The sequence below is a fragment of the Mesorhizobium sp. AA22 genome (assembly GCF_001672375.2).
Lineage (GTDB): Bacteria > Pseudomonadota > Alphaproteobacteria > Rhizobiales > Rhizobiaceae > Mesorhizobium > Mesorhizobium wenxiniae.
This window is the reverse complement of record NZ_CP048406.1, coordinates 2148774-2173125: the sequence shown is the minus strand read 5'-3', so window position 1 is coordinate 2173125 and position 24352 is coordinate 2148774. Positions and strand designations below refer to the sequence as shown.

At 61.6% G+C, this 24352-nt stretch carries 26 protein-coding genes and 1 tRNA gene; 17 read left to right on the top strand and 10 right to left on the bottom strand.

The genetic code is table 11. The features are described from left to right. Nucleotides 1–207: 207 nt before the first annotated feature. The 3 genes from A9K68_RS10675 (at nt 208) to A9K68_RS10665 (ending at nt 3675) form a co-directional block, all read left to right on the top strand. Nucleotides 208–1986: a hypothetical protein gene (locus tag A9K68_RS10675; RefSeq protein WP_065011900.1), complete on the top strand. Its 1779-nt coding sequence runs from the start codon at nt 208–210 to the stop codon at nt 1984–1986. 120 nt (nt 1987–2106) lie between these two features. Then, nucleotides 2107–2931, top strand: a complete 825-nt coding sequence (locus A9K68_RS10670) for an alpha/beta fold hydrolase (protein WP_065011899.1) — start codon at nt 2107–2109, stop codon at nt 2929–2931. A gap of 120 nt (nt 2932–3051) precedes the next feature. Then, nucleotides 3052–3675, top strand: a complete 624-nt coding sequence (locus tag A9K68_RS10665) for a hypothetical protein (RefSeq protein WP_065011898.1) — start codon at nt 3052–3054, stop codon at nt 3673–3675. A gap of 110 nt (nt 3676–3785) precedes the next feature. On the opposite strand, the gene A9K68_RS10660 is transcribed toward A9K68_RS10665, so the two are convergent. Further along, nucleotides 3786–4700 carry a metallophosphoesterase gene (locus A9K68_RS10660; protein WP_082982765.1) on the bottom strand — a complete coding sequence of 305 codons (915 nt, stop codon included), beginning with the start codon at nt 4698–4700 and terminating at the stop codon, nt 3786–3788. A gap of 53 nt (nt 4701–4753) precedes the next feature. Here A9K68_RS10660 and A9K68_RS10655 point away from each other — a divergent pair, with 53 nt between their 5' ends. Next, entirely contained in the window at nt 4754–5254 is a 501-nt protein-coding gene (locus tag A9K68_RS10655) for an NUDIX domain-containing protein (protein ID WP_065011896.1), read from the top strand. Nucleotide 5255: 1 nt separating this feature from the next. Here the strand turns inward: A9K68_RS10655 and A9K68_RS10650 are convergent, their stop codons facing one another. Then, nucleotides 5256–6245, bottom strand: coding sequence for a glutathione S-transferase family protein (locus A9K68_RS10650; protein ID WP_065011895.1), 990 nt, complete (start codon nt 6243–6245; stop codon nt 5256–5258). A 283-nt stretch (nt 6246–6528) separates the two neighbouring features. Here A9K68_RS10650 and A9K68_RS10645 point away from each other — a divergent pair, with 283 nt between their 5' ends. From A9K68_RS10645 to A9K68_RS10620, 7 genes are all read left to right on the top strand, one after another. Continuing rightward, the gene (locus A9K68_RS10645) at nt 6529–7065 is read left to right on the top strand and encodes an N-acetyltransferase (RefSeq protein WP_065011894.1); all 537 of its coding nucleotides are present in this window, start codon (nt 6529–6531) and stop codon (nt 7063–7065) included. A 162-nt stretch (nt 7066–7227) separates the two neighbouring features. Beyond that, nucleotides 7228–7989, top strand: a complete 762-nt coding sequence (locus tag A9K68_RS10640; RefSeq protein ID WP_065011893.1) for a 3-hydroxyacyl-CoA dehydrogenase — start codon at nt 7228–7230, stop codon at nt 7987–7989. Between the two features lie 69 nt (nt 7990–8058). Beyond that, a complete protein-coding gene (locus A9K68_RS31655; protein ID WP_246811340.1) occupies nt 8059–8640 on the top strand; it encodes a CoA transferase in 582 nt (193 codons plus the stop codon). Nucleotides 8641–8812: 172 nt separating this feature from the next. Beyond that, complete coding sequence (locus A9K68_RS31650) at nt 8813–9103, top strand: CoA transferase (RefSeq protein ID WP_082982742.1); 291 nt, start codon at nt 8813–8815, stop codon at nt 9101–9103. 36 nt (nt 9104–9139) lie between these two features. After that, nucleotides 9140–9934 carry a HugZ family protein gene (locus A9K68_RS10630; protein WP_065011892.1) on the top strand — a complete coding sequence of 265 codons (795 nt, stop codon included), beginning with the start codon at nt 9140–9142 and terminating at the stop codon, nt 9932–9934. A gap of 173 nt (nt 9935–10107) precedes the next feature. After that, a complete protein-coding gene (locus A9K68_RS10625) occupies nt 10108–10446 on the top strand; it encodes a metalloregulator ArsR/SmtB family transcription factor (RefSeq protein ID WP_065011891.1) in 339 nt (112 codons plus the stop codon). Between the two features lie 242 nt (nt 10447–10688). Continuing rightward, complete coding sequence (locus A9K68_RS10620) at nt 10689–11492, top strand: RNA methyltransferase (protein WP_065011890.1); 804 nt, start codon at nt 10689–10691, stop codon at nt 11490–11492. Between the two features lie 29 nt (nt 11493–11521). Here A9K68_RS10620 and A9K68_RS10615 read toward each other — a convergent pair whose 3' ends face one another. Continuing rightward, nucleotides 11522–12691: a hypothetical protein gene (locus tag A9K68_RS10615; protein WP_065011889.1), complete on the bottom strand. Its 1170-nt coding sequence runs from the start codon at nt 12689–12691 to the stop codon at nt 11522–11524. A gap of 137 nt (nt 12692–12828) precedes the next feature. Beyond that, the gene (locus A9K68_RS10610; RefSeq protein ID WP_065011888.1) at nt 12829–13368 is read right to left on the bottom strand and encodes an EipA family protein; all 540 of its coding nucleotides are present in this window, start codon (nt 13366–13368) and stop codon (nt 12829–12831) included. A 479-nt stretch (nt 13369–13847) separates the two neighbouring features. Here A9K68_RS10610 and A9K68_RS10605 point away from each other — a divergent pair, with 479 nt between their 5' ends. Then, nucleotides 13848–14486, top strand: a complete 639-nt coding sequence (locus A9K68_RS10605) for a histidine phosphotransferase family protein (protein ID WP_065011887.1) — start codon at nt 13848–13850, stop codon at nt 14484–14486. A gap of 234 nt (nt 14487–14720) precedes the next feature. After that, nucleotides 14721–15089 carry a response regulator gene (locus tag A9K68_RS10600; RefSeq protein ID WP_065011886.1) on the top strand — a complete coding sequence of 123 codons (369 nt, stop codon included), beginning with the start codon at nt 14721–14723 and terminating at the stop codon, nt 15087–15089. A 119-nt stretch (nt 15090–15208) separates the two neighbouring features. Here the strand turns inward: A9K68_RS10600 and ctrA are convergent, their stop codons facing one another. Beyond that, a complete protein-coding gene (gene ctrA, locus A9K68_RS10595) occupies nt 15209–15904 on the bottom strand; it encodes a cell cycle two-component system response regulator CtrA (RefSeq protein WP_006203583.1) in 696 nt (231 codons plus the stop codon). A 450-nt stretch (nt 15905–16354) separates the two neighbouring features. Here ctrA and A9K68_RS10590 point away from each other — a divergent pair, with 450 nt between their 5' ends. Beyond that, nucleotides 16355–16732: a flagellar export protein FliJ gene (locus A9K68_RS10590; RefSeq protein ID WP_029349790.1), complete on the top strand. Its 378-nt coding sequence runs from the start codon at nt 16355–16357 to the stop codon at nt 16730–16732. Nucleotides 16733–17197: 465 nt separating this feature from the next. On the opposite strand, the gene A9K68_RS10585 is transcribed toward A9K68_RS10590, so the two are convergent. Next, nucleotides 17198–17473: a DUF1153 domain-containing protein gene (locus A9K68_RS10585; protein ID WP_006203587.1), complete on the bottom strand. Its 276-nt coding sequence runs from the start codon at nt 17471–17473 to the stop codon at nt 17198–17200. A 273-nt stretch (nt 17474–17746) separates the two neighbouring features. Between A9K68_RS10585 and mnmA the strand changes: the two genes are divergently transcribed. Further along, the gene (gene mnmA / locus A9K68_RS10580) at nt 17747–18937 is read left to right on the top strand and encodes a tRNA 2-thiouridine(34) synthase MnmA (protein WP_065012039.1); all 1191 of its coding nucleotides are present in this window, start codon (nt 17747–17749) and stop codon (nt 18935–18937) included. A 56-nt stretch (nt 18938–18993) separates the two neighbouring features. Here the strand turns inward: mnmA and A9K68_RS10575 are convergent, their stop codons facing one another. After that, nucleotides 18994–19959 carry a Gfo/Idh/MocA family oxidoreductase gene (locus A9K68_RS10575; protein WP_065011885.1) on the bottom strand — a complete coding sequence of 322 codons (966 nt, stop codon included), beginning with the start codon at nt 19957–19959 and terminating at the stop codon, nt 18994–18996. A gap of 348 nt (nt 19960–20307) precedes the next feature. Here A9K68_RS10575 and A9K68_RS10570 point away from each other — a divergent pair. Beyond that, a tRNA-Met gene (locus A9K68_RS10570) sits at nt 20308–20384 on the top strand. Nucleotides 20385–20776: 392 nt separating this feature from the next. Continuing rightward, nucleotides 20777–21736: a DMT family transporter gene (locus A9K68_RS10565; RefSeq protein ID WP_065011884.1), complete on the top strand. Its 960-nt coding sequence runs from the start codon at nt 20777–20779 to the stop codon at nt 21734–21736. Between the two features lie 127 nt (nt 21737–21863). Here the strand turns inward: A9K68_RS10565 and A9K68_RS10560 are convergent, their stop codons facing one another. The 3 genes from A9K68_RS10560 to A9K68_RS10550 all read right to left on the bottom strand — a co-directional run bounded on the left by A9K68_RS10560 (nt 21864) and on the right by A9K68_RS10550 (nt 24285). Next, complete coding sequence (locus A9K68_RS10560) at nt 21864–22670, bottom strand: ABC transporter permease (RefSeq protein WP_065007554.1); 807 nt, start codon at nt 22668–22670, stop codon at nt 21864–21866. A 24-nt stretch (nt 22671–22694) separates the two neighbouring features. Continuing rightward, nucleotides 22695–23678 (bottom strand): ATP-binding cassette domain-containing protein, encoded by a 984-nt coding sequence (locus A9K68_RS10555; protein ID WP_246811339.1) that lies wholly within the window; start codon nt 23676–23678, stop codon nt 22695–22697. Between the two features lie 97 nt (nt 23679–23775). Beyond that, nucleotides 23776–24285 carry a superoxide dismutase family protein gene (locus A9K68_RS10550; RefSeq protein WP_065007641.1) on the bottom strand — a complete coding sequence of 170 codons (510 nt, stop codon included), beginning with the start codon at nt 24283–24285 and terminating at the stop codon, nt 23776–23778. Between the last annotated feature and the right edge of the window lie 67 nt (nt 24286–24352).

Below are 24352 nucleotides of genomic sequence, written 5' to 3'. Positions count from 1 at the left end.
AACCGCTCTAGACAAGCTGTCGAAAGCTAACAGCGCTGGAGCAAGATGAACCCACATGGTATCTTCTTGCTCTGGCCTTTCGCGCCATTAACCACCGGAAAATTATCCGGTGGGGTACGCGATCGCATAATGGATGCATGCTTGTATGGCAGTGCAGGCTCTATATGATTGCGTCTCAACCTGTGCCGACTTCGAAAGGATCGACACTTGCAGCATGCCACGCCTGCCGCCCCCGCAGTGCGCGAGACGTTGGAGCGATTGCTAGCCAGCGAAACGTTCGGGAGATCCGAACGAGCGCGTAAGCTGCTTCGCTATCTGGTCGAGCGCGAGCAGGCAGGCGAAGCCGACAAGCTCAAGGGCTTTTCCATCGCGATGGATGTTTTCGGCAAGGACGGCGATTTCGATCCGTCGACCGACGCCGTGGTCCGGGTGCAGGCGGGCAGGCTGCGCGAGCTTCTGCAGCATTACTTCGCCAATGAGGGCGTTGCCGAGCCGATCCGCATCGCCATTCCCCGTGGCGGCTATGTTCCATCCTATGAACTCAACGCGATCCGCCTGCCGGCCGAGCCGGCGCCGAAGGAACACACCGAGGCTGCTGCCACCTTGTCGGGATCGCTCGAAGAACCCCGCATGGCCGCACCTGCCGTATCGTTGATGTCCCCTGTCGTTCGCGAGCCGGCGCCGTCGCTGCTGCGCCATCTCCAGTTCTTCTGGTTGGCGATCGCTCTGGTCATCGCCATGCTGGGCGTGCTGATCCTTCGTCAGGGAAGCGGCGCATTGCTGGCGGGAAGCGATGCCGCTTCGACGATCGAAAACGCGGTGGCAACCGGCAGCATTGCGCCATGGGCTCCGATTGAAAGCCTTCCGCTCGTCTACATTGCGGTGAAAACCAACAGCGCCGAGGCTGCCCGCGTCGCGGCATCGCTGCGCGCCGGCCTCAGCGGCTTCGACACGGTCAACTTCATCGGTCGGGACGCCGACGGCTCGCCCGATCCGGTCACCGATGCAATCAGCTTCGTATTCGATGTCTTGCCGGGACCAACGGCGGGCGATGTCACTCTGGAGCTTCAAAGCGTGGCGACCGGACGGGTCCTGCTGTCACGCAACTTGACTGCCGCCGACAACACACCCTCCACCGTCGAGGATAGTGTCGCCGGCATTTTGAGTTCGGCCGTTCCCGCCTCTGGCACGATCTACAACTACATCGAACAGAGCGGCCTTCAGACCGGCCTCACGGAATGTCTGCTGCTCAACGACAAGTACTATCTCGACCAGGGCGCCAAAACCCATGAGGCTGCCTATCGCTGTCTCGAAAACCTGATCAACCAGGATGCGAAATCGTCACTCGTCTATTCGGAGCTCGCGACCCTGCATCTCGAGGCGGCCACAGATCACTACGCCTATCCGGCCGGCGCCACGATCGAACAGGCGATGTCGCTTGCCCGTCGCGCCGTGCAGATGGGGCCGACCAGTCCCTATGCCCACCGTGCCTATGGCTATCTCAATTCCCGCCTCGGCAATTCGGAGGAATCGATCCGCTGGATGCACAAGGCCTACGAACTCAACCCTTACGACCTCAGCATGGCGGCAGCTTACGCCTATGGGCTGATTTTTGCCGGCAGGTATAGGGAGGGAACACCGATCCTAGCTCACGCCGCCGAAACTTCCAGCGCCCATCCGACCTGGTGGGACTACGGGCTTTTCGTCGGGCAGTTCATGGCGGGCGATATGAATAAGGCCGCGCTTGCCAGTGATGCGTTGCAAGCGACGCCCACGAAATCGCACTATCTGGCTGCGCGGCTGATCGGCGCGAAGGCAACCGGCCGCAATCAACTGGCGCACGAACTCGCGGACGAGATGACTGTCAAATTCCCGAAATTCGCTGCTGATCCGCGCGCAACCTTTGTCGAGCGGAGATACCCCGCCGATCTGATCGACCGGCTGGTCGAGGCCTTGCGTGCCGCCGGGCTCGGCAATGCCAGCTAGCGCTTCTAACGCACGGCTGATCGCGGGAACTTCACTGGCGATCGGCTTGGACAAGGCGCAGTCGAGCTACAATCTGGAACCTCGCGTACTGTTTGATTTTGCAGTAAAACCATAAGATTCATGATTTCATCCCTTTACGCTGCCGAACGGGGCAACGGCCCGAAGACGGTTGTCTTCCTGCATGGCTTCGGCGGTTGTCACGGCGACTGGCAGGAGGTGATTTCGACACTGGCACTTGGTTCACGGACGCTGGCCTATGATCTTCCGGGCCATGGGCTATCCCTCGATTTCCCGGGTGGTGGCCCGGCCAAGGCGGCCGCTCGGGCCGTTCTTGCAGACCTCGCCGCACGCAGAATTAGGAGGGTGCATCTCGTCGGCCATTCGATGGGCGGTGCGGCGGCAGTGCTGATGGCATTGGCCGAGCCCGAAAGGATAGCCTCGCTGACGCTTCTGGCGCCGGGCGGTTTTGGGACTGAGATCAACGGGCCGCTATTGCGCCGTTACGCCGCCGCTGCCGGCAAGAGTGAAATTCGCGCCTGCCTGGCCGCCATGTCCGGACCGCAAAGCCTGCCCTCGGAGCGCATCGTGGATATGCTTGGCGAAATGCGTGCGCGTCTCGGCCAGTTGCAGAAACTTGTCGAGATCGCGGCCTCTATGACCAGGGGTGATCGGCAGGGCGTCATCTCGCGCGAACGGCTCGAAACACTTGATATGCCGGTGATGGTGGTTTGGGGGATAGATGACGCGGTGCTGCCCTTCACACAGGCCGATAGTCTGCCGGCGCATTTCCACCTGCACCACGTGTTGGAGGCCGGCCATATGCTGGTCGAGGAAGCGCCCGGTCTTATCGCCGAGATCGTCCGCCGCAACATGAAACGCCGCAGCAGGCCGCGTCGTCCAAAATCCGCCGCCGCGGCGGATCGATCCCTGCCTGCCAAAGACTGATGGTGCGGCTTCGGGCTGGCTTTGGTCTGGTAAGCCGCTTAACGGCCTATCGATCTCGCAAGTGCATTTTGCCAACGGCTGTGTTAATTCGGTGTTAACCAAACCCGCGAGGCAACGCCGATGAAGGATGCAGGCGAGAACATCACCCAGATCGATCAGTCGCGAAAACTGTCCGACGCCATACGCGACGTGAAAAACGCCTTCGCCGACCGCGACGACGTCGTAGTCGACATGCGCGAGGCGCATCGCATGCGGCTCGATTTGCTTGCCGCCGAACTCGCGCCCATCTTCGCCGACGTGCCCGCCGACATGGACAATTTCGACTTCGCCGTCTCGTCCGGGCTGCAGCCGCGCCTATGGATCGACGCCGTCAGCCATGTCGCCATGGGGCGCGACCGCCGCACCTATCGCTTCCTCAAGGACACACGCATCGGCCGGGTGGTGCTCGCCGAATCAACCGAGATGAAACCGGTTGCCGATCAGGTGACGCGCTATGTCGCGGAGCGCGTCGTCGAACGCCAGCGAATGATGGAAGGCGGGGTCGAGCAGGCTGTCGCCAGCCTGAAACGTGCCTTGGTCCCGGAAGCCGAGCCGCCACTGCGATCCGTGCGGCGCGGCAAGGGTTGGTCGGCGTTTCTCTCCGGTCTTGGCCTGATCGCCGCCGGCGCCCTGGTCGGGCTGGCTGTATCGATCGTGTTGTTCTGGGACCGCCTTGTTGCGATGGGACTGGTTTTTGGACCATGACCCTGAAGCGAAGGTCGGCGTAGCCAATAGTGGAATCCGGTTTTCGGAAAAGCTCATGGTCAAACAAGAAGATAGAGCCCCATCCCGATTCCATCGGGATGGAATAGGCTCTAGGCCATAGCGTCCGCGCCAAGCTCCAGAATCTCCAGATCGGAAGGCGGGATGGCCGGGCCGGTCAGGCCACGTCGCGTCAGCCTGATCCGCCAATTGTCCTTATCGCCATCGATCTCCAACAGATTATATTGCGCCGCCGGACGCCTGCCGCCTGGCGCCTGCCCTGCGGCGGCGACGCCGACCACCGGAATTTTGGCGCCGCGCCCTTTGATGGAGAACAGCGTCGGCTCGTGCGAATGGCCGTGCAGCACAAGCTCGGCCCCGTGCCGCTGAACGACCTTGTGGAAGCGGGCAATGCCGAACAGCCGCTTGGGCTGCGAAACGGCGCCGCGCACTGGCGGATGGTGGATCATGATCACCCGGAACAGTCCGAGCTTGGCCGTAGCATCGAGCACTTCGCGCAGCCTTTCCGCCTGGTCTTCCAGAAAGAAGCCGTTGGCCATGAACGGAGCCGTGGCCCGCGCCGTCGTCACACCGATCAGCGCGACGTTGCGACGCACGCGCAGATACGGAAAGGCGTCGCGATCGATCGGCGTATTGACGCCGTCGCCGGTCATCCATGCCGTCCACGACCGGCAGGCCTTGTCGAAGGCGCCAGGCACATAGGCGTCGTGGTTTCCTGGAACAACCGACACATCATCGGGAGAACCCAGCGTCTCCAGCCAGTGCTTGCCCATCTCGATCTCGCCGTCGAGCGCCAGATTGACCAGATCACCGGTGACAGCAAGGTGATCCGGTGCGCTCGCCTGGATATCGGCGACGATCGTGTCGATGACGGCATCGCGCATGTGGCGGCGGCGATTGCGCTGCCAGTTGACGTAACCGACCACCCGCTTGGAGGCGAGATCGCGATAGGTTACACCGGGAAGCGGTCCCAGATGGATATCGGAAATATGCGCGAGCCTGAACATCCCCTCTTCATAAGCGACGCGCGCGCTGCTTTCCACCCACGGTTTCGTGGGTGATGACGCAGCCCGATCTGGAACAAGTTTGCCGCCAGGCCGGCTGGCCGGGTCTCAGGGCAAGGCTGTTTCATCTGTATTTCGTGCTCCGGCGGCCGATGACGCTCGGGGTGCGCGGCTTGATCCACGACCGCACGTCCAATTCCGTGTTCCTCATTCGCCACACCTATGTACCGGGCTGGCAGCTTCCCGGCGGTGGCGTCGAGCTGGGCGAGACGATGATCGAGGCGCTGGCGCGCGAGCTCTCCGAGGAGGGCAATATTGCATTGACCGCGCCGCCGGTGCTGAAATCGATGCATTTCAACCGTCGGGCCAGCCGCCGCGACCATGTCGGGCTCTATTTGGTCGAGCAGTTCAATCAGACGGCGCCGAAGCTGCCGGACCGCGAGATCGCCGCAGCCGGTTTCTTTCCTCTCGACCGCCTGCCGGAGGCAACGACGCCGGCCACACTGCGACGGATTGCCGAGATTTTTGGCGGCGCGACGGCGTCGCCCTACTGGTAGGTCACGCCGCCTTCCTGAACCGATTGCGATCATGCGGCGCCGCGTAGTCCAGTTCCGGCCCGACCGGCACGATGTGCGTCGGGTTGAGAGCTTCGTGGCTGCCATAATAGTGCGCCTTGATGTGGTAGAGGCTCACCGTGCCTGCGACGCCGGGGACCTGATAGAGGTCGCGCAGATAGTTCGACAGATTCGGATAGTCGGCGATGCGGCGCAGGTTGCACTTGAAATGGCCGACATAGACCGGATCGAAGCGGACCAGCGTGGTGAACAGCCGCCAATCGGCCTCGGTGATGCGGTCACCGACGAGATAACGCCGGCGGGATAGGCGATCCTCGAGTTGATCGAGCGCCGAGAACAGTTCGCCAAACGCTTTTTCATAGGCCGTTTGCGTGGTGGCGAAGCCGGCGCGATAGACGCCGTTGTTGACTGAGGGATAGACCAGCGCATTGACCGCGTCGATTTCGCCGCGCAGTGCTTTCGGATAGAAATCGAGGCTGGCATCGCCCCATTTGTCGAAGACTGAATTGAGCATCCGGATGATCTCTGAGGACTCATTGGAGACGATTGTTTGTTCTCGCCTGTCCCACAGAACTGGGACCGTCACGCGGCCGGAATAGGCGTGATCGGCCTTGGTGTAGATCTGATGCAGGAAATCGAAACCGTAGAGCGTGTCGCCGGTGGCGCCGTCCTCGGCCAGGAAGGTCCAGCCGTTGGCGCCCATGAAATGATGGACGACCGAGACGGAAATCACGTCCTCGAGTTTCTTCAGTGCTCGAATGATCAGCGTCCGGTGCGCCCAGGGACAGGCAAGCGAGACATAGAGGTGGTAGCGGCCCGGCTCGGCCTTGAGGCCGCGCTTGCGGCCTTCGGCCGGCGTACCGTCAACCGTGACCCAGTCGCGCCATTGCGACTGCGCCCGCACGAACTCGCCGTCGCTGCCCTTGGTGTCGTACCCGCTGTCCTGCCATTTGCCGCCGACCAGCAATCCCATCCGATGTCCTTTCGCCTTCGTAGGGATGTAGGCACAAACCGACGATGCGGAAATCGCCAGGCGTTGAACAGTTCGTCAATCGCCAGGGCGGCAACCGAAGGGCGGCAAGCAAACGGCCGATTGCAGTGGCTGAAGATTGGTGCTAGCGGAAAATCCGCATGTTCGACTTCGCTTTGATCCGGTTCGACCGACGACGAAAGGGCGCCCGCGCTTGATGAAGCGCTGATTGGCGAACGCTGCCGTTTGCAGCAAACCTTTTCCCGTATACCGGAACGCAAAGACCATGAGCCTTGCCGACGTGAAATACCTGCCGGAAAATCCGGCGCATGACCCCGAAATCGAAGCCATAAACGACGAAGCCTTCGGGCCGGGCCGTTTCGTGCTGGGCGCCTACAAGATCCGTGAGGGCGGCCCGCACGAACGCGCCCTGTCCTTCGTGGCCGTCGATGGCGATATCGTTGTCGCTTCGGTTCGCATGACGCGCATCGCGGCCGGCTCCGGTCGCGCGCTGATGCTCGGACCGCTTGCCGTGCGGCCGGCCTTCAAGAATCTCGGTATCGGCCGCCGGCTGGTGGCAATCGCGCTGGAGGCCGCCGCCAAGGCCGGCACGCCGGCCGTGATGCTTGTCGGCGACGAGCCCTATTACGGCCCGCTCGGCTTCAAGAGAATCCCGCGTGGGCAAATCTCCATGCCGCGCCCGGTCGATCTCGACCGGCTTTTGTCGCACGAGATCGTGCCGGGCGCGGTGGCAAGGCTGGTGGGGGAGGTTTGCCACGCCGATCAGGCAAGGATTGCCGCGAACGTCGCCGCGATGGCGTGACCGTCCGGATGCGGTTGCGCCGTCCTGTCGGGCTTCGTAGCATGTGGCCGATGGTGCATGTCGCCCAAAAGTGCGCAGCGGTTTTGGGGTAACGACATGCATAAAAACAGAGAACGCGACGCGCTTTAGATAACGCGAGCGCTTTAGGTGGGGGACGCCGACATGAACCCGAACGGCCAGATTGCGATCGTCACCGGCGGCGGATCCGGCCTCGGCGAAGCGACGGCACGTGCACTGGCCGCGAAGGGCGCGGACGTTGCCATCCTCGACCTCGGCATGGAGCGTGCGGCGAAGATTGCGGCCGATATCGGCGGCATCGCCATCCAATGCGACGTAAGCAGCGCCGACGGCGGTGCTGCTTCAGTGGCGGAAGTGGTAAAAAAGTTCGGCGAACCCCGTATCCTGGTCAATTGCGCCGGCATCGCCATCGGCATGAAAACGATCGGCAAGGACGGCCCGCACCCGCTCGAGCAGTACCGCAAGGTGATCGAGGTCAATTTGATCGGCACCTTCAACATGATCCGCCTCGTCGCCGACCGGGCCGCGAAACTTGAGCCGCTGGAGGGCGGCGAGCGCGGCGTCATCGTCAACACGGCATCGGTCGCCGCCTATGACGGTCAAATTGGCCAGGCGGCCTACTCAGCCTCCAAGGGCGGGGTCGTCGGCATGACGCTGCCGGTGGCGCGCGACCTTGCCCGGTCGGGCATTCGCGTCTGCACCATCGCGCCCGGCATCTTCAAGACACCGATGATGGCCGGCATGCCGCAAGAGGTTCAGGATTCGCTTGGCGCTGCGGTACCCTTCCCGTCCCGTCTCGGCGAGCCTTCCGAATATGCAGCCCTTGTGCTGCACATCATCGAAAACCAGATGCTCAACGGCGAGACCATCCGCCTCGATGGCGCCATCCGCATGGCGCCGAAGTAGCCGACCATGAGTGCCTAAGTCGCCCCGCAGGCGAAGACCGGCCCGCTCGCCGGCCTGACGGTGATCGAGATGGCCGGGATTGGACCGGTGCCCTTAGCCAGCCTGATGCTGTCGGAGATGGGAGCCGAGGTGCTGCGCATCGAGCGGGCTGGGTCGACCCGGCCGTTTCTGACGCTACCGGATGAATACCACATCGACCGTCACGGCCGCTCCAACCTGCGGCTTGACCTGAAGCGCTGGGAAGGCGCCGAACTGGTGCTGCGCCTTGCCGAAAGGGCCGACATGCTGAGCGAAGGGTTTCGTCCCGATGTCATGGAGCGGCTTGGTCTTGGGCCGGACGCGGTACTGGCACGCAACTCGGCGCTGATCTACGGCCGCACGACGGGATTCGGCCATAACGGACCGCCATCGGATCGTGCCAGCCGCGACATCACCTACCTCGCCTATTCGGGTGTGCTGCACGCCATCGGCCAGGAAGGAGGCCGGCCAGTCCCCCCCGCTCAACGTCGTCGCCGACTATGGCGGCGGCGCCGTTATGCTGGTGCCGGCGCACTGGCCCCCTGTTTGAGCGTTCGCGCTCCGGCGGGCCAGGTGATCGACGCCGCGATGACCGAGGGCGCTTCGATGCTGACGACACTGTGCACGCCTTGATGGCAGCGGGCCTGTGGAGTGACATGCGCGGCGCGAACCTGCTCGATTCCGGCGCGTCCTTCTACGATACCTATGAGACGGCGGACGCACGCCACGTCGCCGTCGGCTGCCTTGAACCCCTGTTCTTCGCCGAATTCGCAAGACTGCCGCCGACAGGACATTGTGGCCGCAGATGCGCGCCGCCATTGTCGATCGAGTCGGGCAGAAGACACGGGACGACTGGGACCGTCTCTTTGCGGCGACCGATGCTTGTGTTGCACCGGTTCTGTCCCTGCGGCAAGCCAGGGATCATCCCCACAATCGCGCTCGCAACGCCTTTGTGACGTCGGGTGCGCTTGAGCGCCCCGCCCCGGCGCCGCGTTTTTCGCGCTCCCGGCCGACGCTTGCCGCTATGCCGGCCGATCGCGATTGTCAGGCGGCGACCGTGCTGGCACGCTTCGGCCTTCCCGAAAATCGAAACTGAAGCCCTTGTCAAATCCGGTGTGATAGGTTGATAACCATGACTAAACATCAGCTTAAGACGGTGTGGATTTTGGCCGACCGAAAGAAGGACGTGATCCGCGAGACCGACGCCGAAGCGATCAGGCTGGCAAAGACGCTGATCCGCAGTGCCCGTTTCGGCGCGCTGGCGGTGATCGAACCCGGGACCGGTTCGCCGCTGGCCAGCAGGGTTGGCGTCGCCACCGATCTCGACGGCACGCCGCTGATCCTTGTATCGATGCTGTCCGCCCATACCGGCGCAATCCTTGCCGACCCGCGCTGTTCGCTGCTTGTCGGCGAGCCCGGCAAGGGCGACCCGCTGGCGCACCCGCGGTTGACGCTCGTCTGTCGGGCAGCACGGCTTGAGCGTGGATCCGGCGAGCACGCCCGCGCCGACCGGCGCTATCTCAACCGCAACCCCAAGGCGAAGCTCTATGCCGGTCTTGGCGACTTCTCGATCTTCCGCCTCGAGCCAGAGCGCGCCAGTCTCAACGGCGGCTTTGGCAAGGCCTACCTGCTCGAACGCGCCGATCTGGTCACGACCGCACCGATCGTCGAAGAGCTTGCCGCTGGCGAACAATCCGCCCTCGACCACATGAATGCCGACCATAGCGACGCAATCGCCGTCTACGCGCGCCACTTCGCCAAGGCGGTGGGCGACGGCTGGGTCGTCACCGGCTTCGACGCCGACGGCATGGACCTGGCGCTGGGCGACGATGTCTGCCGGGTGTTCTTTCCCGAGCCATTGAGGACGGCGCGAGAGCTCAGGCATATTCTGGTCGACATGGCAAAAACCGGCCGAGTGGCGGATTAAACACAGTCCGACAGTTAATCGCGTCGGGCCGAAAGCAAGTCTTGAGGTTTGAGCGAGATGTTCTACGCTTTCCCGGTAGCGTTGAATCGCCAGCGCACATTCGCGAGTGAGCCTATGGAATCAGACGCTATTGCCCCCATAGCGCCAGATGAGCAGGAAGGCATGGGGGATCGATGGTCTCGAAAAAGCTAATTGCCAATGCCGAATCAGCGGCTGCGTTTCTGACGCTGATGGGCAACGAGAAACGACTGTTGATCATGAACTATCTGGCCGACGGTGAAATGTCGGTCGGCGCTATCGCCGAGAAGGTTCTGCTCAGCCAATCCGCCCTGTCGCAGCATCTGGCCAAACTGCGGGCGCTCGATCTCGTCGAGACCCGGCGCGACCGGCAGATGATCTACTATTCCTGTAAATCCGATGCCGTGCGCGAACTTCTCAACACGCTGGACGGGATTTTCGGCGAGGGTGAGCTATCGCAGATGGCATACCGCCCGCGTCGCTCCGGGACGTAACCGGCCAATGCATGTCGCCCAAAAGCCTGCCCTTGGGCTTGACCGAGGGTGCGAAGCGGTTTTGGGATAACGAGATCCATAAATGCAAGAACTGGCCCGGGCACCCTTACCTCGCTAACAAGTTCTAAGAGCGACTTGCGTCCAGTTGGACGCAGAAAGTACGCTCTAACACTTTGGATCCACGCGTCGTGCTGTCGGAAAGCTCACCACGATCGGGCCGATGCGAGTCAGCTGAGGCAAGCATGCGCCCCATTCGTATCGACGACCCGCACGACCCGCGCGTCGCCGCTTATCTCGACATCCGCGAGCGCGATCTTGCCGGCCGGCAGGGCCGTTTCGTTGCCGAAGGAAAGGTGGTGCTCGAAATGCTGCTCGAGGCCAAACGCTTTGCGGCCGAATCGGTGCTGGTACTCGAAAATCGGCTGGCAGGCCTCGACGGAACCCTGCGCAAAGCACCCGTGGACCTTCCGGTCTACGTGGCGGCCAGCGAGGTCATGGACAGGATTGCCGGCTTTCCCATGCATCGCGGCATATTGGCGATTGGCCGCAAAGGCGCGGCGCAGCCTGCAGAGGCCTTGCTGGATACCCTGCCCGCCCGGACGTTGATCGTCGTGCTGGTCGGCATCGCCAACCATGACAATATGGGTTCGATCTTTCGCAACGCCGCCGCCTTCCGCGCCGATGCCGTGTTTCTAGACTCGACCTGCTGCGATCCGCTGTACCGCAAGGCGATCCGCGTTTCGGTCGGCGCCGCGCTGAAAGTTCCCTTCGCCTCCTTCACTGAGACCATCGGCTTCACCACAGCGCTCGACCGGCTGGGCTTCGGCCAGTTCGCTTTGTCGCCGCGCGGGCGAACCGGCATCCGCGATACGAAAAGGACTGAACGGCTGGCGCTCTATCTCGGCGCCGAAGGCGAAGGCCTGCCCGAAAGCCTGCTCGCCCGTCTGCGGACGGTGCGGATCGATATGGCAGAAGGCTTTGACAGCCTGAATGTCGCCGCCGCGTCAGCCATCGCCTTACATCATTTTTCGGCAAGCAGCACCTGAGCCGCAGAAGACAGCATCACTGCCTGGGTTCAATGCGTCGATTCGGCCTTCTGCAGCGCCCGCACGCGATCGGCAAGGCTGCGTTCGCCGCTTCCCGCTTGGTTGGGTGCCGCAAGAACCTTTGCGATCGGCGACTCCGGCCCGTCGAGCGTCGCCGTCAGGGCGACGACTTGCGCCGCCAGGTCGCTCATCTGCTCACGCAATGCAGCGCTGGCGCGGCGCGCATCGTCGCCGTCTTCGGATTTGGATGCCTCGAAGGCGGCAAGCTCCGTTTTCAGTTTCTTGTTCTCGCGGGCCAGTTCCGTCAGCCTCGCCTCCAACCGCTCTCGGTCGCAGTCGAGCTTGGCGATGGCGTTCTGGGTGTCGTCGTCGTCCTTGACGGCCGCATCGCCCTGACTACCTTGCACTCCGACGAGACGAACCGCCGAGGCGTTTTCCACGCTTTCGCTTTTCGACTTTTGGCGAAGCCGCGCGATTTCCTTTTCGCGGCGGTCAAGCTTGTCATCGCGATCGGCAAGCGTGGCGAGCAGGCGCTCGACCTTCTTGTCCAGTTCGCCGGTCCTTTTCTTCTCGGCCTTCAACGCGTCTCGTGCGGCCTTGCTCTCGGCCGCGCTCTCCTGTTGGCGCCTGTCCGCCTCCTTGCGCTGGCCACGCAGCACCGAAATGTCGTCGGCCAACCTTTGCAGTTCGGACTCGCGCGCCACAAGTTCGATCTGACGGCTGCTGGAAGAAAAACTGGCGTCGTCATACATATGCTCCAGTTTTTTCAGCTCGAGCACACGCTTTTCCAGGGCATGTTCGGTTTGAGCAAGCCGATCCGACAAAAGCTGCAGCTGGTCTTCGCGCTGTCGAAGGTCTTCGCCCTTGGCCTCGAGTTCGGAAAGGGCCTGTTTCTTGTCCTTCCGCTCGAGCGCCAGCTCCTTCAGGGCCTCGCGGCCGCGGCTGATCTCGACAAGCTGTTCGGCCGCCTTTTCGCGCAACGACTTGACGCTCATTTCGAGCCGGCGCGTCGACATGGCGAACTCGGCGCGGACGCGATCCTTCTCCGCCTGAATCTCGGCCAGCGTCAGCGGCATGGAGCCCTCGACGCGTTTGCGCGTCAGCATCACGGCCCGCCGCCAGATGGCCGGGGCAATCATCAGCGCCACAAAGCCGGCGCAGAGAAAGCCGAGGACAAAGAACAGGACCGACTGAACCAAGGTGACTATCCGTTATGGACCGTTAGGGACTGTGCCACGTTCGCATGACGGAATTCCAGTGCTGCGGCAAGGGTCTGCCGCAGCAATGTTCAAGTCTTCGACCCTGGAACCAATCGGGATGACGAGGCAACCGCCGCTCAGAACGGATTCCAGGTGGCACGCTGGGTAAGCTTGAGATAACCGAGATTAACGCCAAGCCGGGCGCCGACGCCGGTACGGATCGGCACCAGCAGCACATTGTTGTTCTTCATCACGTTGAAGCCGACGCCAGCCACGAGATAGGCGGAGCCGGCAACGCCGCCGAAACGATTGTAGAGGCTGTTCACATCGTCGAGATTGTAGACCAGCATCATCACCCGCGAGCCCTCGCCGCCAAAATCCCAGCCGAGCGACGGGCCCTGCCAGAACACTTTGTGATCGCCGGCATTCTTGGTGTAGAGCGTGCCTTCGCCATAGGTCAGGCCACCGATCAGTGCGCCCGAGCCCTCCTCGCCAAGCAAATAGCCATTAGGCAGGCCGTAGGAGGCGAAAATCTTCTCGACGACGGTGGCGAGCCCGCCCGATGTTGCGCCGAAGAATTTATGCCCGGAATCGACGATCTCCTGAGCGGTGTATTCCTGGGCCCGCGAAGGGAAGGTTGAAAAGACGACGACAAGGCCCATCAGAGCAATCGCCATTGAGGTGACACGGGAAAAACTCCGGTCAGAGATGACACGGGAAACCCGGTTAGAGACGACACGGAGAAAACTCCGGTCGGTGATGACACGGAAAAAGCTCCGGTCGTAGTATCGGGAAAACATGCTTCCAATCTCCGTCAGGGAGCACTTTCGCCGACGCCTCGCATCCGTGCGGCTCTTTGGCGGCCGCTAAGGATGACTGTTATGGGCAAACTATGCCGTAATCCTTTTTCAACCATTAAGCTTTCACATGAAGATGGCGGTTAGAAGGCTGGTTTCGAGCCGGTTTCGCGTCGCCCGCGCAGTATCCGCCCCCTGCGTGAACACACCATTTTCGATAACAGCAATTCCGGATTTGTTGCTGCACGCTCAGGCGCTGTGTATTCAGTAGGCCTTGGGAGAGAGCGTGATTCGTGTGGACAGGCGTGACCATTGATCGCCCGGCCATTTTTAGTGAAATTTTGCAGGGACTTTCGCCGATGGCCGAGCTTTTCACCCTTTCCGCACCCGATCTCGCAGCGCTTTTGTGCAGCCGGGTCTGCCACGACATCATTTCGCCGGTCGGCGCCATAAACAACGGGCTTGAGCTGCTCGACGAAGGCGGCGCCGACGAAGATGCCATGAAATTGATTCGCCAGAGCGCAAGAAACGCTTCGGCCCGCCTGCAATTCGCCCGCATCGCCTTCGGCGCAGCCGGTTCTGCCGGCATGATGATCGACACGGGGGACGCCGAGGCCGTTGCGATCGCCTTTTTGAAGAACGAAAAGCCGGAACTGGTCTGGAACGGAACCCGTGCGCTGCTGCCCAAGAACAAGGTGAAGCTCCTGCTCAACCTAATTCTCGTCGCCAACGCCGCCATTCCGCGTGGCGGTAAGCTTACGGTTACGCTTGAAAACCTCGACACAGAACCACGCTTTGCGCTCGCCGCGAGCGGTCCGATGCTGCGCGTGCCGCCCAAATTCCTGGAACTCCATTCCGGCAACAAGCCTGAAGAACCGATCGACGCGCATTCGGTGCAGCCCTACTACACGCTGCTTCTGGCGCGCGAGGCGAACATGACGATATCGATACACGCAACCGCAGAAGAAATCGTGCTATCGGCCGCTTCAAGTTACTAAGGTGAGTGACAAGAACAGACAACTATTTTTAGACAATGTTTACTACGCCCCCAACGGATAAATGACATGAACCTTCCAGGCTAATTCGACCGAAGCATCGTCAAGAAGTTCCGTAAAAGCTGGTCTTGCAAAATTTTATCTATTGGCTTTTCAGCTTCTTTACCGGATTGATCCTACCGTGCCTTTCAGTACCGCGACGCTGCCGGATTGCCGCATGGCACAGAGGGCCCGGAAATGAAACGCTGCATGTTCATCGACGATTCGAGCGTCATCAGGAAGGTCGCAAAGCGCATCCTGGGTGGTTCCGACATGCTGGTCATCGAAGCTGCGCGCGGTTTTGACGCGGTCGAGATGTGCACTGCTGACATGCCGGATATCATCGTCGTCGACGGCGCCTTGCCGGACATGCAGGCGGAGGACGTCATTCGCCGCGTACGCGCCATCGAAAGTCCGATACAGCCCCAGATCCTGATTTCGCTGGTTGAGGTCGACGTCGCTTCGATCATGCGGGCAAAGCGCGCCGGCGCTCAAGGCTATCTGCTGAAGCCGTTCAATCGCCCGCAACTTCTCGAGTGCTTCCGCACTCTGAGAATTGCAGCCTGATTCGCCGACCCCTGGCACATGGCCCCGGAGGTCGGCGCTCTAATGTCTGCGCTACAATCGCAAAAGTCCGGCCGAAGCCGGATTTTTGTCGGAAAATCGATCGGATCGGCGTCGTCAGCTCAGGCGCTGACGCGGATATCTTCCGGCTCGCGCAGCACATAGCCGCGACCCCAAACCGTCTCGATGTAGTTCTGGCCGCCGGAAGCGGCGTCGAGCTTCTTGCGCAGCTTGCAGATGAAGACGTCGATGATCTTCAGTTCCGGTTCGTCCATGCCGCCGTAAAGGTGGTTGAGGAACATTTCCTTCGTGAGCGTAGTGCCCTTGCGCAGCGAGAGCAGCTCCAGCATCTGGTATTCCTTGCCGGTCAGATGCACGCGCTGCCCACCGACCTCAACGGTCTTGGCATCGAGATTGACCACCAGGTCGCCGGTGGTGATCACCGACTGGGCATGGCCCTTGGAACGCCGCACGATGGCGTGGATGCGGGCAACCAGTTCGTCCTTGTGGAACGGCTTGGTCATATAGTCGTCTGCGCCGAAGCCGAGGCCACGTACCTTGTCCTCGATGCCGGCCATGCCGGAGAGGATAAGGATCGGAGTCTTCACCTTGGAAAGGCGAAGTGTTCTCAAGACCTCGTATCCCGACATGTCGGGCAGATTGAGATCGAGAAGGATGATGTCGTAGTCGTAGAGCTTGCCTAGATCGACACCTTCTTCGCCAAGATCGGTCGTGTAGACATTGAAACTTTCCGATTTCAGCATCAGCTCGATGCTTTGTGCGGTCGCACTGTCATCTTCTATCAGCAGAACACGCATTTCATTCCCCTTTTCTGCTGCCGGACCATTTCACGACCCGTCCAGGACCGGAGCAGTGATTGCCTGAGCAGAGGCTGCCATCGAATGGTTAACAAAACCTAATTCCGTGCCGTCGACGGTATCAGATTTTTTAACCCCTTTCTACACCTTGTTGAATCTAATAGTGAATCACAAAACCAAAACTCTAATGCAAAACATTAATGAGTCAGGCTAAGTGACTCCAGAAACTCGCTGGCCGTGCTTCCGCATCGAAAGCCGGAATTTTTACCTGGCCTTAAGTCCTGAGCCGTATGATTAACAATGCCCGTAAACGAATCGTTACCGCCGGCAAAAAACTTTAGGAATTTGTTTCCCATAGTTCCGGTAAAGTCGGTGGAGACGGGTGAAGCCTGAGTTTGCCAGGTGGATTGGACGATATGTGCAGGTGTGCGTTTTCAGGAGTACCGAATCATGAAGTCACGTGAAAACCTCGTTCGGCTGAAGCAGTTTCAGGTGAACGAGAAGCGGCGGCAATTGCTGCAACTCGACATGATGATCGCCGAATTCGAGCGCATGGCTGTCGAACTGGAGCTTCAGATCACTGCCGAAGAAAAGAAAGCCGGCATCACCGACATCAACCATTTTGCCTATCCGACCTTCGCCAAGGCAGCGCGCCTGCGCCGCGACAATCTCAGAAATTCGCAAAGCGACCTCGCCCAGCAGCGAAGCGTTGCCGAATCACTGCTCGGCGAAGCCGAAGCGGAGCTTTCCAAAGCGGAAATGCTCGAATCACGCGACACCAAGATTCGCGACGCCGAGACCGGCGGCCGCAGCGCCATGATCGGCTGAAAACACGGCTTTAAGGCCAGTCAACACCCAGCGATCAGGGCGTTGCTCATCTGGAATGTCGCCGCTCATCGGTCGAGCAGCCGCCAGTTTCAGGCCTATGCTACCAAATCCCCTTCATATTCCGCGACCGGCCGCATCCGGGCATCCTAATGTCGGGCGTATGCGGTTCCGACCAGGACCATATCTGATTGAGCAGCCCATCAGGTTCTGGCCGAGTTCGGCGCGTCGAGCGGATGTCCAGCGGGGCCGACCGCGCAGGCCCTGTGGAACTTGGCAAGGTCGATGCGAAAGAGCTTGCCACCTAATGTGGCAAAGACCTGCTCGATGGCGCAGGCGCAATCCATGCCTTTCCCGCCGCCATGCCGATCGGCAATATGGTGCTGACGGTCTGAAGCAGAGACAGCCGTTGCGGCAAAGCAAAAAAGGGCGCGGATTGTCGCGCCTTTTGACTTACTTGGACCAGCCCTAATGCCGATATTGCTGGATGCGCGTCGTGCGCAGCCCGGCAAGGCCATATTCGTCTATCGACGCTTGCCAGGACAGGAATTCCTCGGTGGTCAGCTTATAGCGCTGGCATGCCTCTTCGAGGCTCAGAAGCCCGCCGCGCACCGCCGCTACCACTTCGGCCTTGCGCCGGATAACCCAGCGACGTGTGTTCGTCGGCGGCAGATCGGCAATCGTAAGGGGGCTGCCGTCGGGCCCGATAACATATTTGACGCGCGGTCTAACAAGATCGGTCATCGTACTCTCTACTAAAAACTCAAAGACCCAATCCCCACCACATTACCGCCACAGCTTTAAAAATTGCCTAAGCGAACCCTAATAGGTAAGTAAGGATCATGAACGGCGCGTTAGTCTTTTCGTCGGCATTTGAGGCATCTGCCCGCAAGCGCCGTATCCATTAGAAAAAATCGGCCGGCTCGCGAAGCTGGCGCACCCGGAAAGCTTGACCTATATTCCGGCCATTGGCATTCAAGCGCCGTCATCCAGGGCGCCGTGCAGAACGAAAGAACCATGAACAGCCTCGACCTTCCCGGACGCCCCGAAGATACCCGCATCGTTGTTGCCATGTCGGGTGGCGTCGATTCGTCGGTCGTTGCCGGCCTATTGAAGCATGAAGGCTATGACGTCGTCGGCGTCACGCTGCAGCTCTACGACCACGGCGCGGCAACGCACCGGGCCGGCTCATGCTGCGCCGGCCAGGATATCGACGATGCTCGTCGCGTCTCCGAGACGCTCGGCATTCCGCACTATGTGCTCAATTACGAGGAGCGCTTCCGCAAGGCGGTGATCGACCCCTTCGCCGAAAGTTATGTGGCCGGCGAAACGCCGATCCCTTGCGTTTCCTGCAACCAGACGGTGAAATTCGCCGACCTTCTGGCGACCGCCAAGGAGCTCGGTGCCGACGCGCTGGCCACCGGCCATTACATCCGCTCTGGAGCCAACGGCGCCCATCGCGCACTGTACCGGCCTGTCGACGCGGACCGCGACCAGAGCTATTTCCTTTTCGCCACCACGCAGGCGCAGATCGACTATCTGCGCTTTCCGCTCGGCGGCCTGTCGAAGCCGCAGGTTCGCGCCATCGCCGAGGAAATGGGGCTAACGGTCGCCGCTAAGCAGGACAGCCAGGACATCTGCTTCGTCCCGCAGGGCAAATATTCCGACATCATTGCCAAGCTGAAGCCGACTGCTGCCAATCCGGGCGACATCGTCCATATCGACGGCCGCGTGCTCGGCCGCCATGAAGGCATTTTGCGCTACACGATCGGTCAACGCCGCGGCATCGGCATCGCGTCGGGCGAGCCGCTCTACGTCGTCCATCTCGACGCCGACCGGGCCCGCGTCGTCGTTGGTCCGCGCGAGGCGCTGGAGACGCATAAGATCTATTTGCGCGACATGAACTGGCTGGGCGACGCTGCACTGTCAGATATCCCGACGGCTGGGCTGGAGCTTTTCGCCAAGGTCCGCTCGACACGCCCGCCGCGCCCGGCCGTGCTGCATCACAACGCCGGGATCACTTCGGTTGAACTGGTCGACGGCGAGTCCGGCATCGCGCCCGGCCAGGCCTGCGTGCTCTATTCCGACGACGGCAACGAAGCCCGCGTGTTCGGCGGCGGCTTCATCGAGCGTTCCGAGCGTGGCGCCGAGGCCGAGGCGATGCTGACGCGGCTGGCAGCCCGCCCGGCGCAGATTCCCGCCGAATAGACGAAGATCCCGATTTTATCGGGATGGATCAGGCTCTGATACAGCCGCATTTTCTCTCAGGAAGACGATCCGGTGTGGATAACCGTGCCAGCGGTCAGGATACGCAGCACCCTGATGGCTTCCTCGCCGCTGGTACGCGGTTCTGCCCGCGTCTCGATGCACTGGAGGAAATGCTCGAGCTCTCGCGTCAGCGGCATGCCCTCGCCCACCGCCACATAGGACGGCTCGTTGGTGGTGAAGGCCCATTGGCCGCTGTCTTGCCACACCGCGTGGCGGTAGACGGCGAGCTTGCGCTCCCACGGCTCGACATCGTCGAACACCGCCATCGCCTTGGTGCCGACGACGGTCAGCCGCCGCTCGCGGTAAGGGTTGAGCCGCGACGCGAAGAGATGGCTGCGCAGACCATTGGGAAAGCGCATGTGCAAATGCGCGAAATCGCTGAGATTGTCGAGGAGCGCTGCCCCCTCACCACGCACCTCGATCGGTTCCGTGCCGGTGATGGCCAGGATCATCGACAGATCGTGCGGCGCAAGGTCCCACAGCGCATCGTTCTCGGTATGAAACTTGCCGAGCCCGAGGCGGTGCGAATGGATATAGCGGACCTCGCCGAGCTCGCCACTGTCGATCAGCGCCTTCAACGTCTCGAAGGCTGGATGAAAGCGCAGCACATGGCCGACCATGAAGACGCGGCCATTGTCGGCCGCCGCCTTCACCGAGCGCTCGGCATCCGCCACCGTCAGCGCGATCGGCTTTTCCACCAGCACGTCCTTGCCGCCCTGGACTGCGCGCACCGCCATATCGGCGTGGAACTGCGGCGGCAGCGCCATTACGATGGCATCGACGTCGCTGCGGACAAACAGCGCCTCCGGCTCGATCGCCAGGCAATCCTGCTCACTGGCGAAGCCTTCGGCGCGGGCAGGGTTGACGTCCGAGACCGCGTGCAGCGCGCCGAGCGCCTTGAGGGTGCGGATGTGGTTGCTGCCCCAGTATCCGCAACCGAGGACTGCAATGCGCGGTTTCATCAATTCCAACTCTAGAATTTCGTGGCCGAGACATAGCGGCGGGCCCCGCCGAACTCAACCCCGGCATTTCTGTGCGCAATTATCTGCCCGGCAAAGCTTTTCGGCCATCAGAGCGACCTGTGTCCGCTTGGGACGCACAAGTACGCGTCTCAAGACCGTAAACCTTCGCATCGTGCTTTCCGAAAATCGATTCCGGTTTTCGGAAGCACGATGCGATAGAATGTGCCGGCATGCCGGCTGCATCGATGCTTGACAGGCTTGGCGTCCCAACCTTATATCCGCCCGACCTTGGCGAACGCTTCGACATGCCTTCTGATTTAAGGCGGATTTCGGACCTTTCGCCGCCCTGGCGGGGTAGCTCAGTTGGTTAGAGCACGGGAATCATAATCCTGGGGTCGGGGGTTCAAGTCCCTCTCCCGCTACCACAACTCTCTGAAATAGCTTAATAATTTTGATCCGCTTAGCGGCGGGAACGCTAAGCAGCATTCGTCTGCTTGCGCTTTCGCGCGTTCTGCCGGCGAGGCGGACGCGATTGAAAAGCCCGCGTCTCCGGGAGAGGTCGCGGGCAACGGTCTGTTGGGATCAGAGGAGGCCCGCGCCCCTGGGAGAAGGACGCGGGCTGTGATCGGCGGGGAGGATCCGATCTGGCAGCATTTGTCTGCGGCTGCAGAAGCCGAACTTTCGTCGCTGGCCTGTGTTCCACACGGAAAACAAAAAACCGCCGCACAAGGATCGGTGAAATAGGGTGAAATAGGTGGCGTTGCTGCTCGGCAAGTCGCAGCAATCTTGCTAAGATCCGCAGTGGGAGGAGAGGGACATGCAATCGCTGCCGATAGCCCATCCAAGCGTAGCCAAGGCGACTGCCGGCGTATCGCTTCCTCTCGCCTATTCCACCGCGACGCTCTGCTGGCTCCTGTCCGCCGGCGTCTACATCGCAGCCAAGTGGGTTGCCCCCGAAATGCCGCCTTGGGCGCTCTGCTTCTGGCGGCTGGCGCTCGCCTGCGGAATCCTGCTGCCTATCGTCCATCGTCATCACGGGGCGATGCTCGTGCTGATCCAGTCCCGGGCGATCGAGGTGCTGGCCATCGGCGCGATCGGGCTGACCCTCTGTCAGGGCATGATCTACACGGGCCTCAGTTACACCGACGCGACGACCGCCGGCATCATCATGGCGCTGTCGCCGATCATGACCATGGTGCTTGCCCGCTACGTGCTCGGCGAGCCCCTCGGCGTCTGGAAGGCTCTTGGCGCGCTGCTCGCTCTGGTCGGGATGGTGGTGATCGTAGCGCGCGGCGACCTTACCGCGCTGATGCGGCTCCAGTTCAATCCCGGCGAGTTGTGGATCGTCGGCAGCGCGTTTTGCTGGGGCCTCTACACCGTGCTGCTGCGTCGCTCCAAATTCGCTATCGAGCTTCTGCCGATGGTGGTCCTGCTGCTAGGAGCCGGCGCGCTGGTCGCACTGCCCCTTTATCTCTGGGAGCTGTTTTCCGGCGAGCGTTCGGCGCTGCATGCGAACGGCCTTCTGGCACTCGCCTATGTCGCTGGTCCGGGCGGCGCTCTGATGTATTACCTCTACAACCGCAGCGTCGAGACGCTTGGTGCCGGGCGCGCCAGCATGCTGCTCTATCTGCAGACTGTCTTCGTCGCCGTGCTCGCTTATCTTTTCCTTGGGGAAAGCTTGCACGACTACGACCTCGCCGGCGCTGCCTTTATCGTCGCCGGCCTGCTGCTCGCCACCGCGATCAAGCCGAGGCAGCGCACGGTGCACGTCGCGTAGGAGAACATCCGCACAGCCGAACCCAAGACGGCGCTTAGCGATCAAGAGCCGAGGCGCACATCACGCCAGATAATGTTCGACGGTTTCGCTTGGATCGGCGGTCCGTCTGCGGCATGCGCAGAACCAATCACCTTCTGAGATACAGCCATAGGGTCGTCGGCGCCAGGATCGCGGTCAGCGCTACCGGCGCGATCAGGGCGAGGACGACCTGACTGAGTGTCGCCCCGCCACCCATCAGCCCGCGCAGCGCCGTCGTCATCAGCGACACTGGATTGACTTCGACGAAAGCCCGCAGCCAGTCCGGCATGGTTCCGGGGTCGACCATGATGTTGGAGGCGAAGACGAGAGGGAACAGGAAAGTAAAGCCGAGCGTCATCACCGTGGTTGGCGTGCGGATCAGCAGGCCAAGCACGATGAATACCCAGCCCATGCCGAACCCGATGGCGATCAGCATGGCGAAGGCGGCAAGCACGCCGGGGATGCCTGCCTCAGGCCGGTAGCCGAGGATCAGCCCGATGGTAAGAATGATCGAGGCGGCAATCAAATGGCGCAGGATGTCGCCCACCATCAGGCCGGCGAACGGAGACAGCGACCAGATCGGCAGCGATCGGAAGCGGTCAAACAAGCCCTTGCCGAGATCGGTCGACAATCCCATGCCCGAATAGACTGCGTTAAACACCACGGTCTGAACCAGGATGCCGGGTAGGAAGAACTGCAGGTAGTCGCCAGGCGAACCGGCGAGCGCGCGGCCGAAGACGAAGGTGAAGAGCAGCGTGAACATGATCGGAGTCATCACCAGATCGAAGAGCTGCTCCGGCACATGCTTGAATTTCAGCACAGCGCGCCATCCGAAGACGAGCGCGTTGGAAAGGGCTGATGGGGTTCTAGGTCGGGCGACGCTTTGCAGCCGCTGCAGGGATGTCGTGTCGATCATGGCTTGTCGCCTTCCTTGCGGGTTTCACTCAGGCCCGGCTGGCCCGTCAGCGCGAAGAAGACCTCCTCGAGGCTGGGCTGGCCCATGGAGAAATCCGACAGCTCGATGCCGGCGGCGACCAGCTCGGCCAGCGCCTCGTTGGCGGTCTTCGCTGTGCGGGCAAGGACGGAGAGCTCCGCGCCTTCGGCACTGCGTTTGGACAGGGTGCTCCAGCCGGCGTTCCAGAATGGTCGCCGCTTCGTCCAGCCGAGCGACATCGGCGAGCGCGACACGGAGAAAGCCGGAGCCGGTGGCCGCCTTCAGTTCGCGGCTGGTACCCTCGGCGATCTTCCTGCCGTGGTCGATGACGGCGATGCGCGCTGCAAGTTGATCGGCCTCTTCGAGATATTGGGTGGTGAGCAGGATGGTGACGCCGGCCTCGGCGAGGCCGCGGATCATGCCCCAGACATCCTTGCGGGCGTTCGGATCGAGGCCTGTGGTCGGCTCGTCAAGGAACAGCACGCCCGGCGTGACGACCAGCGAGGCGGCTATGTCGAGCCGCCTTCGCATGCCACCTGAGTAATCCCTCACCTGCTTCGTCGCCGCTTCGGACAAGCCGAAAGCCGCGAGCAAATCGTCCGCACGAGCTTTCGCGGCGCGACCGCGAAAACCCCAGAGTCGGGCGAGCAGGACGAGGTTCTCCCGGCCCGTCAAGTGCTCGTCGAGCAAAGCGAACTGCCCGGTCATCGCGATTGCCGCACGGACCTCATGCGGGGCCTGCACGAGATCGTGCCCCATCACGGTCGCGGAGCCGGCGTCGGGGCGCGACAGCGTCGCGAGCATCCGCATCAGCGTTGTCTTGCCGGCGCCGTTCGGGCCCAAGATGGCGAAAATCATGCCGCGCGGCACATCGAGATTGATACCATCGACCGCGCGCAGCTTGCCGAATGTCTTGACCAGGCCGCGAGCGGAAATGGCTGACTGGGCAAGGCCCATAGAAGGCACACCCTTAGGAGAAGTGTCGTTCATGCAATCATCACGCTGGAGGCTCCGACCATCTACCTGGCCGAGGCTGAAGAGCCGGTCAGATCATATGTCGGACAGGTCTCTACTCATTTCGGGGTTTTCACTCGATCACGGCGCAGGCCTGACGATTTCCGGCATCACCTGCAGGCTGGCTTTTGTAGTCGTCCTGTCCGCCGTGGATCATCAATGCCTTGCCTCGTATGGCCGTATCTCCACCATCCAGCTTGACCACGCTGTTGAAAGCCTGCGAACGCAAAACGCCGTCGGGGCCGACCCGCTGATTTGGCATATCGCCCGCGTGCGGGCCTTTCCCGGTGAGGTATCCATGTTCGGCATTCGTCGGATTGAAGTGCCCACCGGCCGAGGCATGGCCGGTGTGATGGTCGCACTTCCCGGTTTCGTGAATATGGAATGCGACCCATTCACCCGCCGGCAGTCCTGTTACCTCCAACGCTATCAGCACGCCGTGCGCGGTCTCGGTCAGCGTGGCCGTTCCGTTCTTCTCGCCAGCCATGTTGACGAATTCGGCTTTCGCGGTCGCGGTGTCCTGAGCCGCTGCGGGCATCGCGACCGCCAGCGCCAACCCTGCTGTTGCAACCAATTTTTTCATCGACTCGTCCTCCGGTTGTCCAAGCAAGCCAAACATCAAAGGGGTCTCTTCGTTCCATTTGGGAATT

Bases quoted from the DNA above. Each gene is read 5' to 3' on its own strand.
- A9K68_RS10670 (WP_065011899.1), top strand. From the start codon at position 2,107: ATGATTTCATCCCTTTACGCTGCCGAACGGGGCAACGGCCCGAAGACG.
- A9K68_RS10665 (WP_065011898.1), top strand. From the start codon at position 3,052: ATGAAGGATGCAGGCGAGAACATCACCCAGATCGATCAGTCGCGAAAA.
- A9K68_RS10660 (WP_082982765.1), bottom strand. From the start codon at position 4,700: ATGTTCAGGCTCGCGCATATTTCCGATATCCATCTGGGACCGCTTCCC.
- A9K68_RS10655 (WP_065011896.1), top strand. From the start codon at position 4,754: ATGACGCAGCCCGATCTGGAACAAGTTTGCCGCCAGGCCGGCTGGCCG.
- A9K68_RS10650 (WP_065011895.1), bottom strand. From the start codon at position 6,245: ATGGGATTGCTGGTCGGCGGCAAATGGCAGGACAGCGGGTACGACACC.
- A9K68_RS10645 (WP_065011894.1), top strand. From the start codon at position 6,529: ATGAGCCTTGCCGACGTGAAATACCTGCCGGAAAATCCGGCGCATGAC.
- A9K68_RS10640 (WP_065011893.1), top strand. From the start codon at position 7,228: ATGAACCCGAACGGCCAGATTGCGATCGTCACCGGCGGCGGATCCGGC.
- A9K68_RS31655 (WP_246811340.1), top strand. From the start codon at position 8,059: ATGGCCGGGATTGGACCGGTGCCCTTAGCCAGCCTGATGCTGTCGGAG.
- A9K68_RS31650 (WP_082982742.1), top strand. From the start codon at position 8,813: ATGCGCGCCGCCATTGTCGATCGAGTCGGGCAGAAGACACGGGACGAC.
- A9K68_RS10630 (WP_065011892.1), top strand. From the start codon at position 9,140: ATGACTAAACATCAGCTTAAGACGGTGTGGATTTTGGCCGACCGAAAG.
- A9K68_RS10625 (WP_065011891.1), top strand. From the start codon at position 10,108: ATGGTCTCGAAAAAGCTAATTGCCAATGCCGAATCAGCGGCTGCGTTT.
- A9K68_RS10620 (WP_065011890.1), top strand. From the start codon at position 10,689: ATGCGCCCCATTCGTATCGACGACCCGCACGACCCGCGCGTCGCCGCT.
- A9K68_RS10610 (WP_065011888.1), bottom strand. From the start codon at position 13,368: ATGGCGATTGCTCTGATGGGCCTTGTCGTCGTCTTTTCAACCTTCCCT.
- A9K68_RS10605 (WP_065011887.1), top strand. From the start codon at position 13,848: ATGGCCGAGCTTTTCACCCTTTCCGCACCCGATCTCGCAGCGCTTTTG.
- A9K68_RS10600 (WP_065011886.1), top strand. From the start codon at position 14,721: ATGAAACGCTGCATGTTCATCGACGATTCGAGCGTCATCAGGAAGGTC.
- ctrA (WP_006203583.1), bottom strand. From the start codon at position 15,904: ATGCGTGTTCTGCTGATAGAAGATGACAGTGCGACCGCACAAAGCATC.
- A9K68_RS10590 (WP_029349790.1), top strand. From the start codon at position 16,355: ATGAAGTCACGTGAAAACCTCGTTCGGCTGAAGCAGTTTCAGGTGAAC.
- A9K68_RS10585 (WP_006203587.1), bottom strand. From the start codon at position 17,473: ATGACCGATCTTGTTAGACCGCGCGTCAAATATGTTATCGGGCCCGAC.
- mnmA (WP_065012039.1), top strand. From the start codon at position 17,747: ATGAACAGCCTCGACCTTCCCGGACGCCCCGAAGATACCCGCATCGTT.
- A9K68_RS10575 (WP_065011885.1), bottom strand. From the start codon at position 19,959: ATGAAACCGCGCATTGCAGTCCTCGGTTGCGGATACTGGGGCAGCAAC.
- A9K68_RS10565 (WP_065011884.1), top strand. From the start codon at position 20,777: ATGCAATCGCTGCCGATAGCCCATCCAAGCGTAGCCAAGGCGACTGCC.
- A9K68_RS10560 (WP_065007554.1), bottom strand. From the start codon at position 22,670: ATGATCGACACGACATCCCTGCAGCGGCTGCAAAGCGTCGCCCGACCT.
- A9K68_RS10555 (WP_246811339.1), bottom strand. From the start codon at position 23,678: ATGAACGACACTTCTCCTAAGGGTGTGCCTTCTATGGGCCTTGCCCAG.
- A9K68_RS10550 (WP_065007641.1), bottom strand. From the start codon at position 24,285: ATGAAAAAATTGGTTGCAACAGCAGGGTTGGCGCTGGCGGTCGCGATG.